General features: G+C 62.7%; 11 protein-coding genes. 1 reads left to right on the forward strand and 10 read right to left on the reverse strand.

Features of this window, described 5'->3' with window-relative positions; genetic code table 11:
* Positions 1-48 precede the first annotated feature (48 nt).
* Complete coding sequence (gene secA / locus BV82_RS22055) at positions 49-2,781, reverse strand: preprotein translocase subunit SecA (protein WP_010220798.1); 2,733 nt, start codon at positions 2,779-2,781, stop codon at positions 49-51.
* A 283-nt stretch (positions 2,782-3,064) separates the two neighbouring features.
* Between secA and BV82_RS22060 the strand changes: the two genes are divergently transcribed.
* Complete coding sequence (locus tag BV82_RS22060) at positions 3,065-3,532, forward strand: DUF721 domain-containing protein (RefSeq protein ID WP_010220796.1); 468 nt, start codon at positions 3,065-3,067, stop codon at positions 3,530-3,532.
* A gap of 123 nt (positions 3,533-3,655) precedes the next feature.
* On the opposite strand, the gene lpxC is transcribed toward BV82_RS22060, so the two are convergent.
* From lpxC to murD, 9 genes are all read right to left on the reverse strand, one after another.
* Complete coding sequence (gene lpxC / locus BV82_RS22065) at positions 3,656-4,567, reverse strand: UDP-3-O-acyl-N-acetylglucosamine deacetylase (RefSeq protein ID WP_010220795.1); 912 nt, start codon at positions 4,565-4,567, stop codon at positions 3,656-3,658.
* A gap of 112 nt (positions 4,568-4,679) precedes the next feature.
* Positions 4,680-5,870, reverse strand: a complete 1,191-nt coding sequence (gene ftsZ / locus BV82_RS22070) for a cell division protein FtsZ (protein WP_010220794.1) — start codon at positions 5,868-5,870, stop codon at positions 4,680-4,682.
* Positions 5,871-5,927: 57 nt separating this feature from the next.
* A complete protein-coding gene (gene ftsA, locus BV82_RS22075; RefSeq protein WP_010220793.1) occupies positions 5,928-7,187 on the reverse strand; it encodes a cell division protein FtsA in 1,260 nt (419 codons plus the stop codon).
* 15 nt (positions 7,188-7,202) lie between these two features.
* On the reverse strand, positions 7,203-8,072 hold the full coding sequence (locus BV82_RS22080; RefSeq protein WP_010220792.1) for a cell division protein FtsQ/DivIB: 870 nt from the start codon (positions 8,070-8,072) through the stop codon (positions 7,203-7,205).
* A 4-nt stretch (positions 8,073-8,076) separates the two neighbouring features.
* On the reverse strand, positions 8,077-9,036 hold the full coding sequence (locus BV82_RS22085; RefSeq protein WP_036996786.1) for a D-alanine--D-alanine ligase: 960 nt from the start codon (positions 9,034-9,036) through the stop codon (positions 8,077-8,079).
* Positions 9,033-10,487, reverse strand: a complete 1,455-nt coding sequence (gene murC / locus BV82_RS22090) for a UDP-N-acetylmuramate--L-alanine ligase (protein WP_010220790.1) — start codon at positions 10,485-10,487, stop codon at positions 9,033-9,035. Before murC ends, BV82_RS22085 begins: the two co-directional genes overlap by 4 nt.
* Entirely contained in the window at positions 10,480-11,559 is a 1,080-nt protein-coding gene (gene murG / locus BV82_RS22095; RefSeq protein ID WP_036996788.1) for an undecaprenyldiphospho-muramoylpentapeptide beta-N-acetylglucosaminyltransferase, read from the reverse strand. The genes murC and murG overlap by 8 nt, the downstream gene beginning before the upstream one ends.
* Positions 11,549-12,763 (reverse strand): putative lipid II flippase FtsW, encoded by a 1,215-nt coding sequence (gene ftsW, locus BV82_RS22100; RefSeq protein ID WP_010220786.1) that lies wholly within the window; start codon positions 12,761-12,763, stop codon positions 11,549-11,551. Before ftsW ends, murG begins: the two co-directional genes overlap by 11 nt.
* Positions 12,760-14,106, reverse strand: a complete 1,347-nt coding sequence (gene murD / locus BV82_RS22105) for a UDP-N-acetylmuramoyl-L-alanine--D-glutamate ligase (protein WP_010220784.1) — start codon at positions 14,104-14,106, stop codon at positions 12,760-12,762. The genes ftsW and murD overlap by 4 nt, the downstream gene beginning before the upstream one ends.
* Between the last annotated feature and the right edge of the window lie 3 nt (positions 14,107-14,109).

Here is a 14,109-nt window from a genome sequence, read left to right on the forward strand (position 1 = left end):
AGTCGCGGCGCGGTGTTCAGATGTCAGCGGGGTGCAACGACGGTGTGATCAGTCGATCTTGCCGTGGCACTGCTTGAACTTCTTGCCCGAACCGCACCAGCATGGCTCGTTGCGGCCCAGTTTCTGCTCGTTGCGCACGGGCGCGGTGGCCACGGCAACGTCAGCGCCCTCTTCCTGCGGTTCAGCTTCCAGGCCCGGAGCCTCGGCGTGCTGGAACTGCATGCGTGCGGCCAGTTCTTCGGCTTCGCGGCGCAGACGGGCTTCTTCCTCGACCGGATCTTCGCGGCGCACCTGAACGTGCGAGAGCACGCGGATGGTATCGCGCTTGATCGAATCGAGCAGCTCTTGGAACAGGTTGAACGACTCGCGCTTGTACTCCTGCTTCGGGTTCTTCTGCGCATAACCGCGCAGGTGGATACCGTGACGCAGGTGGTCCATGGTCGACAGGTGGTCTTTCCACAGGTCGTCGAGTACGCGCAGCAGGATCTGCTTCTCGAAGGTGCGCAGCGCTTCGGCGCTGGCCTGTTCTTCCTTCTCGTTGTAGGCCGCCAGCAGCTCGGCCATCAGCTTGGCACGCAGGGTTTCTTCGTACAGGTGGTCGTCTTCGTCGAGCCATTGCTGAATCGGCAGCTTGACCCCGAAATCGCTGGCCAGTGCCGCTTCCAGGCCGGCCACGTCCCACTGTTCGGGCAGCGACTGCGGCGGAATGTGCAGGGCGACGGTGGCGTCGAGCACTTCCTCGCGGAAGTCGGCGATGGTATCGCCAATGTTGTCGGCTGCCAGCAGGCTGTTACGCATGTGGTAGATGACTTTACGTTGCTCGTTGGCGACGTCGTCGAATTCGAGCAGCTGCTTGCGAATGTCGAAGTTGCGGCCTTCGACCTTGCGCTGGGCCTTTTCGATGGCGTTGGTGACCATCCGATGCTCGATGGCTTCACCGGACTGCATGCCCAGCGCCTTCATGAAGTTCTTCACCCGGTCGGAGGCGAAGATACGCATCAGGCTGTCTTCCAGCGACAGGTAGAAGCGGCTCGAACCCGGGTCGCCCTGACGGCCGGAACGGCCACGCAGCTGGTTGTCGATACGGCGCGATTCGTGACGCTCGGAGGCGATCACGTGCAGGCCACCGGACTCGATCACCTGTTGGTGACGCTTCTGCCAGTCGGCCTTGATCTGCGCGACCTGCTCAGGCGTCGCGTTTTCCATGGCGGCGACTTCGACTTCCCAGTTACCGCCCAGGAGGATGTCGGTACCGCGACCGGCCATGTTGGTGGCGATGGTCAGCGCACCCGGGCGACCGGCCTGGGCAATGATCTCGGCTTCTTTCTCGTGGTACTTGGCGTTGAGGACCTTGTGATCGATGCCTTCCTGCTTGAGCAGGTTGGACATGTGCTCGGAGGTCTCGATGGTAGCGGTACCCACCAGCACCGGACGGCCCTGGGTCATGCTTTCCTTGATGTCAGCGATGATCGCGGCGTACTTCTCTTCCGCGGTCAGGTACACCAGGTCGTTGTAGTCCTTGCGCGCCAGTGGCTTGTTCGGCGGGATGACCATAACGTTGAGGTTATAGATCTGGGCGAACTCGAAGGCCTCGGTGTCGGCGGTACCGGTCATGCCGGACAGCTTGTTGTACAGGCGGAAGTAGTTCTGGAAGGTGGTCGAGGCCAGGGTCTGGCTCTCGGCCTGGATGTTCAGGTTCTCTTTCGCTTCGATCGCCTGGTGCAGGCCTTCGGACAGACGGCGGCCCGGCATGGTACGGCCGGTGTGCTCGTCGATCAGCAGGATCTGGCCGTCCTGGACGATGTACTCGACGTTGCGATGGAACAGCTTGTGCGCACGCAGGCCGGCGTAGACGTGGGTCAGCAGGCCCAGGTTGTGTGCCGAATAGAGGCTCTCGCCCTCGGCCAGCAGGCCGACCTGGGTGAGCATCTCTTCGATGAACTGGTGACCGGCTTCGTTGAGTTCAACCTGGCGGCTCTTCTCGTCGATGCTGTAGTGGCCTTCCTGGGTAACCTGGCCCTCGACTTCCTCGATGTGCTGCTTGAGGCGCGGGATCAGTTTGTTGATCTCGATGTACAGCTTGGAGCTGTCTTCGGCCTGGCCGGAGATGATCAGCGGGGTGCGCGCTTCGTCGATCAGGATGGAGTCGACTTCGTCGATCACGGCGAAATTCAGCTCACGCTGGAATTTCTCTTCCATGCTGAACGCCATGTTGTCGCGCAGGTAGTCGAACCCGAATTCGTTGTTGGTGCCGTAGGTGATGTCGGCGGCATAGGCGATGCGCTTCTCTTCCGGCGGCTGGAACGGTGTGACGACACCGACGCTCAGGCCGAGGAATTCGTACAGTGGACGCATCCAGTTGGCGTCGCGGCGGGCCAGGTAGTCGTTCACCGTGACCACGTGCACGCCTTTGCCCGACAGGGCATTGAGGTATACGCCCAGGGTTGCGACCAAGGTCTTGCCTTCACCGGTACGCATTTCTGCGATCATGCCTTCGTGCAAGGTCATGCCGCCGATCAGCTGCACATCGAAGTGACGCATGCCCATGACCCGCTTGCCCGCTTCACGGGCGACCGCGAAGGCTTCAGGCAACAGCTGGTCGAGGGTCTCGCCTTTGGCCAGGCGCTCTTTGAACTCTGCGGTCTTGGCGCGCAGCTGCTCATCCGAGAGGGCCACCATCTGCTCTTCGAAGGCATTGACGATCTGTACCGTCTTGAGCATGCGTTTGACTTCACGCTCGTTCTTGCTTCCAAAAAGTTTTTTTAACAAAGGCGCAAACATATCGGCAGGATCTTCCACACGTGGGGATGGAGGGCGGCCCCGTAAGTCGCCCGTGCAGCCCTTATGGCCGCATGCGAACGAGCATTCTACCCGGAAACGATGGTGAGGAAAGTGGCGGATTTCCACGATGCTGGCACAGCGCTTTGACGGGGCCTGGTTAAAATAAGGCCTTTTTCGCCAACTTCAACCCATTGCAACATGAAGTTTTACCCTCGCAGCCCAAACAAGGCCTGGCACGGGCGATCTGCTAAGATGGCAGCTCTGTAACTTCAGGTGTCCCTTCATGGCTTTTCGCCCCTCGCCAGCCCGCGCCCCCGCTGTTCTTCTGCGCGAAGCCCGGCCGCTCAAAGCCCTGTTCAGCCAGGCCCAGCGCCTGGCGCAACTGCAGAAGCTGCTCGACAGCCAGCTGCAGCCGGCGGCCCGCGAACATTGCCATATCGCCTCCTGGCGCGAGGGCACGCTGCTGCTGATCGTCACCGACGGCCACTGGGCCACCCGCCTGCGCTACCAGCAAAAACGCCTGCAGCGCCAGTTGCAGACACTCGAAGCCTTTGCCAGCCTGACCCGGATCCTGTTCAAGGTGCAGCCACCGACCACCCAGAGCCGGGCAGTCGGGCACACCGCAGACTTGTCGAGCCGGGCGGCCGAGAGCATTCAGGCGACCGCTGAAGGCATCAGCGATCCCAAGCTGCGGGCGGCGCTGGAGCGGTTGGCCAGTCATGCGCGGGACAAGGATGCGGCGGACGGCTGATATTCCGTGCATGGGGCTGCTGCGCAGCCCATCGCCGGCAAGACCGGCTCCCACACAAAAACCAGGCATAAAAAAGGCCACCCGAAGGTGGCCGAAAAAAACTAAAGAAGAGAGTGTTCGTACTTACACTGCCGCAACTGGACGCATGTAAGAGATCGGTGCCGTGCTGGCATCTTCGAAAGTCACCACTTCCCAGGCGTCTTTTTCCTCGATCAGCTTGCGCAGCAGCTGGTTGTTCAGCGCGTGTCCGGACTTGTAGCCCTTGAACTCGCCGATCAGGCTGTTGCCCAGCAGGTAGAGGTCGCCGATGGCGTCGAGGATCTTGTGCTTGACGAATTCGTCTTCGTAGCGAAGACCGTCTTCGTTGAGCACGCCGTCCTTGTCGACCACGATGGCGTTTTCCACACTGCCACCGAGTGCGAGGTTGTGCTTGCGCAGGTACTCGATGTCACTCATGAACCCGAAGGTACGGGCGCGGCTGACTTCCTTCACGAACGAGGTGCTGGAAAAGTCCACGCTGGCACTTTGAGTCCGGTTGCGGAACACCGGGTGATCGAAATCGATCTCGAAACTCACCTTGAACCCGTCGAACGGCAGGAAAGTGGCGCGCTTGTCGCCGTCTTCCACTGTCACTTCGCGCAGGATGCGGATGAACTTCTTGGCTGCGTCCTGTTCTTCCAGGCCGGCAGATTGAATCAGGAATACAAAGGGTCCTGCGCTACCGTCCATGATCGGCACTTCGGACGCGGAGAGCTCGACGTAGGCGTTATCGATGCCCAGGCCAGCCATGGCCGAGAGCAAGTGCTCAACCGTGTCTACCTTGGTATCGCCATTGACCAGTGTCGTCGACATGGTGGTCTCGCCGACGTTGGCCGCACGGGCGGGAATTTCCACCACGGGGTCGAGGTCGGCACGGCGAAATACGATGCCGGTATCCACAGGTGCAGGTTTGAGGGTCAGGTAAACCTTTTCCCCGGAGTGCAGGCCGACACCTGTGGCACGGATAATATTCTTCAGGGTGCGTTGTTTAATCATGGCATTGGCCGCTTCAGCGCAAATTGCGAACTGGTATCAACAAAGGCTGAGGATAATACCAGACCCGGCCTTTGCTGAACACCAATCACCCTTATACCCCTGATAAATTTCATTAATCGGCCTGACGACGCAGGAATGCCGGGATGTCCAGGTAGTCCAGATCGTCTTGCGGATTAAGTTTTGCAGCAGCGGCAGCACCGGCGTGAGCCTGGTTGCGCATCACGGTCGGACGCTCCAGGTCACGGTAGTTCACCGAAGACTGCTCGTTGCGCACAGGCGCCGGTGCCGGGGTTTGCGCCGCAGCGGCCTGCATGGTGTTGTCGATAACCTTGACCGGCTTCTCGATTTTCGCACCCAGGCCAGTGGCAACCACGGTAACGTGCAGCTCGTCGCGCATGTCAGGATCGATAACGGTACCGACCTTGACCATGGCGTGATCGGAAGCGAAGGCTTCGATGATGCTACCGACGTCCGAGTATTCGCCCAGCGACAGGTCAGGACCTGCAGTGATGTTGACCAGGATGCCGCGGGCGCCCTGCAGGTTGACGTCTTCGAGCAGCGGGTTGCGGATGGCTGCCTCGGTCGCTTCACGTGCACGGTTAGGACCGCTGGCGCAGCCGGTACCCATCATGGCCATGCCCATCTCGCTCATCACGGTACGCACGTCGGCGAAGTCGACGTTGATCATGCCCGGACGCTTGATGATGTCGGAGATACCGCGAACGGCACCGGCCAGTACGTCGTCAGCCTTGGCGAAAGCCGACAGCAGGCTGGCGTCCTTGCCGAGAATGGTCAGCAGCTTCTCGTTGGGGATGGTGATCAGCGAGTCGACACTGTCAGCCAGTGCACGGATGCCCTCGTCGGCAATCTGCATGCGCTTGCGGCCTTCGAACGGGAACGGACGCGTGACCACGGCAACCGTGAGGATGCCCAGCTCTTTCGCCACTTCGGCGATGATTGGCGCCGCACCGGTACCGGTACCGCCGCCCATGCCGGTGGTGATGAACACCATGTTGGTGCCTTGCAGCACTTCGGCGATACGCTCACGGTCTTCCAGCGCGGCCTGACGGCCGACTTCCGGATTGGCACCGGCACCCAGGCCTTTGGTGACGCCGGTACCCAGTTGCAAGATGGTACGCGCGCCGATGTTTTTCAGCGCTTGAGCATCGGTGTTGGCGCAGATGAACTCGACGCCTTCGATGTTGCTCTTGACCATGTGATTGACGGCGTTGCCGCCGCCGCCACCGACACCGATCACTTTGATGACCGGACTTTGCGGGACGTTGTCTACGAGCTCGAACATTTTCCCTCTCCTTACAGTTCTCTAGTTTTTTGCGCCTACTACTACTGCTTTGAAACTTTAAAAGTTGCCCTGGACCCAACGTTTGAAGCGTTCAAACGCTGGAGCCTTCGGTTCATCGCCATAGCCGTTGTTGCTGCTGCTGATACCGGTCAGGGTCAAGCCGTCGGACTGCTTCTGCAGGCCGTAGGTCAAAAGGCCCACACCGGTGGAATAGATCGGATTGCGCACCACATCGCTAAGGCCGCGAACACTGTGCGGCACGCCCAGGCGTACCGGCATGTGGAAGATTTCCTCGGCAAGTTCCACCGCGCCTTCCATTTTCGAGGTACCGCCGGTCAGGACGATGCCCGCCGGTACCAGGTCTTCGTAGCCGCTGCGACGCAGTTCGGCCTGAATCAGGGTGAAGAGCTCGTCGTAACGCGGCTCGACCACTTCGGCCAGGGCCTGGCGCGACAGTTCGCGCGGCGGACGGTCGCCGACGCTCGGCACCTTGATGGTTTCACCGGCACCGGCCAGCTTGGCCAGGGCGCAGGCGTAACGGATCTTGATCTCTTCGGCGTACTGGGTCGGCGTACGCAGGGCCATGGCGATGTCGTTGGTCACCTGGTCGCCGGCAATCGGGATCACCGCGGTATGACGGATCGCGCCTTCGGTGAAGATGGCGATGTCGGTGGTGCCGCCGCCGATGTCGACCAGGCATACGCCCAGTTCTTTCTCGTCATCGGTCAGGACCGAGTAGGCCGAAGCCAGTTGCTCAAGGATGATGTCGTCGATTTCCAGGCCGCAGCGACGCACGCACTTCTCGATGTTCTGCGCGGCATTGACGGCGCAGGTGACCACGTGGACCTTGGCTTCCAGACGCACGCCGGACATGCCCAGCGGCTCGCGCACGCCTTCCTGGTTGTCGATCACGTAGTCCTGCGGCAGGGTGTGCAGGACCCGCTGATCGGCCGGGATGGCCACGGCCTGGGCGGCGTCGAGCACGCGCTCCAGGTCCGCCGCGCTGACTTCGCGATCACGGATGGCGACGATGCCGTGGGAGTTCAGGCTGCGGATGTGATTGCCGGCAACACCGACGAACGCCGAGTGAATCCGGCAGCCCGCCATCAGCTGGGCCTCTTCGACCGCGCGCTGGATCGACTGCACGGTGGACTCGATATTGACCACCACGCCCTTCTTCAGCCCGCGCGATGGGTGAGTGCCGATACCGACGATTTCCAGGGTGCCGTCGGCGGCGACTTCGCCCACCAGGGCCACAACCTTGGAGGTGCCGATATCCAGCCCGACGATCATTTTGCCGCTATGCGCATTTGCCATGGGTCCTGCCTCTCTCTAATTCTTCGCAACGGCGGGTTGGGCCGTCGTCGGTGCAATCGGTTCCCGCCAGCCAACGGCCAGGCCATTGGCGTAACGCAGATCGATGCGGGCGATGTTCGTGATCTGTTCTTTGAGTGTCTTGTCGTAAATGGCAATGAAACGGCGCATCTTTTCCACCAGATGATCGCGTCCCAGCAGCAGTTCGATACCTGGCCCGGCGCTACCGGCACCGGTGGTCAGGAACCAGCTGCCGCGCTCGCGCAACTCCAGCCGGGCAATCGAAAAGCCCATCGGCCGCAACATCTGGCTCAGTACCTGATATTGCTGCATTACTTTTTGCTGCGCCCGCTGCGGCCCGAACAGCTGCGGCAGGTGCTCATAGTTGGCCAGTTCGCGCGGGGTGAAGGCCTGGCCCTGGTTATTGAGCAAGGCTTCGTCGCCCCAGCGCGCCACTGGCAACTGTTCTTCCAGGCGGATCACCACTTCATCCGGCCACACCCGGCGCACTTCGGCGTGGGCGATCCAGGGCATCTGCTCCAGCTGCGCACGCATGCTCGCCAGGTCGACGGTGAAGAAGCTTGCCGCCACGTACGGGGCGATCCGTTGCTGCACCGCCTGCTGGCTGATGTAGCTCAGATCACCCTGCACGGCGATCTTGGTAATCGGCCGGTCGGCGTACGGCATCAGGCGCTGGGCACCCTCGTAGGCAGCAAACCCTGCGGCGACCAGCAACACCGGCCAGAGCAGACGCTTGAACACGCTAAAGTTGGCCTTGGGCAGGCGCGCCGACAGCGGCTCTTTGGCCACCATCCGGCTGGCACCACGCGGCACCGGCTTGTTACGGCCGGGGGCGGGTTGCTGATGACGTAACATCGCGCCTTGCATGGGCTTAACCTCGCGCCTCTACGCTGGCCGCCAGGATCGCCAGCACCAACTGCTGGAAGTCCAGGCCGGCCGCGCGTGCCGCCATCGGGACCAGGCTGTGATCAGTCATGCCTGGTGCGGTGTTGACCTCGAGCAGCCAGAAACGCCCCTGCTCGTCCTGCATCACGTCCAGGCGGCCCCAGCCGGCAATGCCGATGGCGTCGCAGGCACGTGCAGTCAGGTCGATCAGCTCTTGTTCCTTGGCCGCGTCCAGGCCGCACGGGATGCGGTACTGGGTATCGTTGGCGATGTACTTGGCGTCGTAGTCGTAGAACGTGTGCGGGGTGCCCAGGGCGATTGGCGGCAGAACCTGGCCACGCAGCACAGCCACAGTGAACTCCGGACCCTTGATCCATTGTTCAACCAACACTTGCGAGTCGTAGGTGGCAGCGTCCTTCCAGGCAACGATCAATTCTTCGACGCTGCTCACTTTCGCCATACCGATACTGGAACCTTCATGGGCCGGTTTGACGATCAAAGGGAAGCCCAGTTCCGCACCTGCAGAAATACAGTCAACTTCGCTGGAGAGCACGGCGTGACGCGGGGTCGGAATACCCAGGCTGTGCCAGACCTGTTTGGTCCGCAGCTTGTCCATGGCCAGCGCCGAAGCGAGGATGCCGCTGCCGGTGTAAGGAATGCCCAGGCACTCCAGCAGGCCCTGCATGCTGCCGTCTTCACCGCCACGGCCGTGGAGGATGATGAAGGCGCGGTCGATCTTCTCGCGCTGCAGGCGATCGAGCAGGTCGTCGCCGACGTCGATGGCGACCACGTCGACCCCAGCGCCGCTCAGCGCCTCGATAACCGCGGCGCCGGACTTCAGCGAAACCTCGCGCTCGGCGCTCTTGCCGCCGTAAAGCACGGCTACGCGGCCGAAGGCTTTCGGATCAATGGTCGAGTGCAATGTAGCGTATGCGTTATCAGTCATTTCGACTTCCCCTGACTGGCAACAGCACCAGCGAACAACGGACTCTTGAGTAATTGCGGGGCCAGGCCACCGATGTCACCGGCACCCTGGCACAGCAGGATGTCGCCAGCGCGCAACAGCGGCTTGACCAGCGGCGCCAGCTCGATGCCGCGCTCGATGTAGATCGGGTCGAGTTGGCCGCGCTGGCGGATGCTGTGGCACAGCTGACGGCTGTCGGCGCCTGGGATCGGTTCTTCGCCGGCCGGGTAGACTTCCATCAGCAGCAGCACGTTGGCGTCGGCCAGGACCTGGACGAAATCGTCGTAAAGGTCGCGGGTGCGGCTGTAACGGTGCGGCTGGTACACCATCACCAGGCGCCGCTCAGGCCAACCACCGCGCACGGCCTTGATCACCGCCGCGACTTCGGTCGGGTGGTGGCCGTAGTCGTCGACCAGCATCACGCTGCCGCCGTCTACCGGCAGCTCGCCATAGACCTGGAAGCGCCGCCCTACCCCCTGGAACCCCGAGAGGCCCTGGACGATGGCTTCATCGCTGATGCCCTCGTCGGTGGCAATGGCGATGGTCGCCAGGGCGTTGAGCACGTTGTGGTTGCCCGGCATGTTGACCGACACGTCCAGCGGCTCGCGATCGCGGCGCAGCACGGTGAAGTGGGTCTGCATGCCCGACTGGCGGACATTGATCGCGCGCACGTCGGCTTCTTCGCTGAAACCGTAGGTCACCGTCGGACGCTTGACCTGCGGCAGGATCTCGCGCACCACCGGGTCGTCCAGGCACATCACCGCCAGGCCATAGAACGGCAGGTTGTGCAGGAACTCGACGAAGGTTTTCTTCAGCTTGTTGAAGTCGCCTTCGTAGGTCGCCATGTGGTCGGCGTCGATGTTGGTGACCACGGCCACCAGCGGTTGCAGGTGCAGGAAGCTGGCGTCACTTTCATCGGCTTCGGCGATCAGGTAGCGGCTGGTGCCGAGCTGGGCATTGGTGCCGGCGGCATTGAGGCGGCCACCGATGACGAAGGTCGGGTCCAGGCCACCGGCGGCGAATACCGAGGCCAGCAGGCTGGTGGTGGTGGTCTTGCCATGGGTACCGGCCACGGCGATGCCATGGCGATAGCGCATCAGCTCGGCGAGCATCTCGGCCCGCGGCACCACCGGAATGCGTCGCTCAAGCGCCGTGGCCACTTCCGGGTTGGCAGTATTGATGGCGCTCGACACCACCAGCACATCGGCGCTGGCGGCGTTCTCGGCACGGTGACCGATAAAGATCTGCGCACCGAAGGATTCCAGGCGCTCGGTGACCGGCGAGGTCTTGAGGTCGGAGCCCGACACCTGGTAACCCAGGTTCAGCAGCACTTCGGCAATACCGCACATGCCCACGCCGCCGATACCGACGAAGTGGATGCGGCGGATACGGCGCATTTCCGGTTGCGGGATGGCTTTCTGACTTTCAACCATGGGCCACCTCCAGGCAGATATCGACCACGGTGCGGGTGGCAGCGGGCTTGGCCAGGCGCCGGGCAGTGGCGGCCATGGTGATGAGTTTTTCCGGTTGCATCAGCACCTCGTTCAGGCGTTCAGCGAGTTGCGCTGCGCCAGTTGTCGCTTGTGGCATCAGGAAGGCAGCGCCTTCACGGGCCAGATAATGGGCGTTGTGGGTCTGGTGGTCGTCGATGGCATGGGGCAAGGGCACCAGCATCGAAGGCAAGCCGGCCGCAGCCAGCTCGCTGACAGTCAGCGCACCCGCGCGGCAGACCACCAGATCAGCCCAGCCATAGGCGTGGGCCATGTCCTTGATGAACGGTTCTACCTGAGCCTCGACACCGGCCTCGCGGTAACGCTCGGCGGTAATCTGGTCATGCTGCTTGCCAGCCTGATGGAATACCTCGGGACGAATCTCCTGAGGCACCAAGGCCAAAGCCTGGGGCAGCAATTTGTTCAGCGGTTCGGCGCCCAGGCTTCCGCCGAGCACCAGCAAACGAGGCTTGCGCACGCCCAGGGGCTCGCGCAGGGTTTCCATGAACAGTTCGCTGCGCACCGGGTTACCGGTGGTGCGCAGTTTGTCCGACGCCGCGAAGGTGTCGGGGAAAGCTTCGCAGACTCGGCCAGCCAAAGGCACCAGTAGCCGATTGGCGGTACCGGCACGGGCGTTCTGCTCGTGAATCACCACCGGCACGCCGCACAGCCGGGCCGCAACGCCGCCCGGGCCGGTCACGTAACCGCCAAAGCCGACCACACACACCGGCTTGAGCTGACGGATGATCCGCCGCGCCTGCAGCACCGCCTTGACCAGGGTGAACGGCGCCTTGAGCAGCGACAGCTTGCCCTTGCCACGCAGGCCGGTGACCTGGATCAGGTGCAATTGCAGCCCGGCCTGGGGCACCAGCTCGTTTTCGATACCGCGCGGGGTGCCCAGCCAGTGCACGCTGTAACCGCGCGCCTGGAATTCACGGGCACAGGCCAGCGCCGGGAACACGTGGCCCCCGGTGCCGCCTGCCATGATCAGTACGTTCTTGCCGTTAGCGGCCATGATTCGGCTCCTCGGCAAAATCGCTTTCATTGAATTCGTGTTCTTCACTGCCCAGGTGCGTGCGGCTCTCCCACTCGATGCGCAGCAGCAAACCGACGCAGGCACAGCAGATCACCAGGGAGCTACCGCCGTAACTGAGGAACGGCAGGGTCAGGCCCTTGGTCGGCAGCAGGCCGACGTTCACGCCGATATTGATCAAAAACTGACCAATCCACAGGAACGCCAGGCCGAAGGCCATGTAGGCGGCAAAGAACTGTTTGGCTTTTTCTGCCCACAGGCCGATGTACAGCGCGCGCACGGTGACGAACACGAACAGCGCCACAGTGATCAGCGAGCCGACCACGCCCAGCTCTTCGGCCAGTACCGAGAAAACGAAGTCGGTGTGCGCTTCGGGCAGGTAGAACTGCTTCTGCACGCTGTTGCCCAGGCCAACGCCGAGCCACTCACCACGACCGAAGGCGATCAACGCCTGGGTCAACTGGTAGCCGGAGCCGAACTGATCCGACCAGGGGTCGGTAAAGGTGATCAGGCGCGCCATCCGGTAGGGCTGGGCCTGGACCAGGATGAACACCGCCGCCACCGCCAGCACCACCATCAGGCTGAAACGGAACAGGCCGACGCCGCCGAGGAACAGCATCGCCGCCGCCGCGCCCATCATCACCACCGTGGCACCGAAGTCCGGCTCCATCAGCAGCAGGCCGGCCATGGGCAGCAGCACGATGAACGGCTTGAAGAAGCCCATCCAGCTTTCGCGCACTTCCTGCTGACGACGCACCAGGTAGCCGGCGAGATAAATGACCACGAAAACCTTGGCGATCTCCGAGGGCTGGACGTTGAAGAAGCTGAAGCCGATCCAGCGCATCGAACCGTTCACTTCACGGCCAATGCCCGGCACCAGTACCAGCACCAGCAACGCGAAGGCGCCAACCAGCATGGTGAAACCCATCTTCTGCCAGGTGGCGATCGGCACCATCATGGTGACGATGCAGGCAAAGACGCCGATGGCCACGTACACCAGGTGGCGGAACATGTGGTACAGCGGGTTGCCCGACTGCGCGGCGGCCACTTCCGAAGACGCCGAGGTGATCATCACCAGGCCAAGGCCGAGCAGCGCCAGGCAACCGGCGAGCATGGCGAAATCAAGGTCGATGCCGCGACCGCTGATCAGCGGCGATGGGTAAGGCTTGATGATGCCGAAGATCATGCCAGCCCTCCTACGGCCTGGGCGAACAGGCGCCCACGCTCTTCGAAGTTCTTGAACATATCCAGGCTCGCGCACGCCGGCGACAGCAGCACCGCGTCGCCGGGCCGGGCCAGTTCGGCGCATTGCTGCACCGCTTCATCCAGGGTTTTCACCCGGATCAGCGGCACGCCGTCACCCAGCGCTTCGGCCAGACGCTCGGCGTCGCGCCCCAGCAGCACGACGGCGCGGCAATTGGCGGCGACCGGCGCAGTCAAAGCGCTGAAGTCGGCACCTTTGCCGTCGCCACCGGCGACCAGCACCAGCTTGCCGTCGATATCGGCGCCCAGGCCTTCGATGGCTGCCAGGGCGGCACCGACGTTGGTCGCCTTGGAATCGTCATACCAGTTCACGCCGTTGCGCTCGCGAATCCACTGGCAACGGTGCGCCAGGCCCGCAAAGCTGCGCAGGCTGGAGAGCATGGCATCCATCGGCAGGCCAACGGCATGGCCCAGGGCCAGGGCCGCCAGGGCATTGGACTGGTTGTGGGCACCGCGAATCTTCAGTTCGCGTACCGGCATCAGGTTGTGGAACTCGAAGGCCAGGTACTTCTCGCCGTTCTCTTCGCGCAGGCCAAAGGCCTTGAAGTCGGGAGTGTTCAGACCGAAGGTCCATACCGGCTGGCCTTCAGCCAGCAGCGGACGGCTGAGGGCGTCCTGGCGGTTGACCACCACCTGCCGCGCGCCACGGAAAATCCGGTGCTTGGCCAGGTGATAGGCCGGCAGGCCGCTGTAGCGGTCCATGTGGTCTTCGCTGACGTTGAGCACGGTGGCCACTTCGGCATTGAGCTGGTCGGTGGTTTCCAGCTGGAAGCTCGACAGTTCCATCACGTACAGCTCGACATCATCGCTGAGCAAGTCCAGCGCCGGGGTACCGAGGTTGCCGCCGACCGCCACACGCTTGCCAGCCGCGGCGGCCATTTCGCCGACCAGGGTGGTGACGGTGCTTTTCGCGTTGGAGCCGCTGATGGCAATGATCGGTGCCTTGGCGTTGCGGGCGAACAGTTCGATGTCGCCCGACAGCTTCACGCCACGGGCAGCGGCCTGCTGCAGCGCAGGCGTGGCCAGGGCCAGGCCGGGGCTGACATACAGTTCGTCGGCACGGCAAAGAAACTCTACGTCCAGCTCGCCACAACGCACTTCCACCTGCGGGAAATCGCGGCGCAGGGTGTCCAGTTCCGGCGGGTTCTCACGGGTGTCGGCAACCGCAAAGGCAATGCCCCGGTTCGCCAGGAAGCGAACCAGGGACATGCCGCTCTTGCCGAGGCCGACAACGATGCGGAAGTGGTCAGAAGCGATCAAGGACACGCG

Source organism: Pseudomonas donghuensis (assembly GCF_000696345.2).
GTDB lineage: Bacteria > Pseudomonadota > Gammaproteobacteria > Pseudomonadales > Pseudomonadaceae > Aquipseudomonas > Aquipseudomonas donghuensis.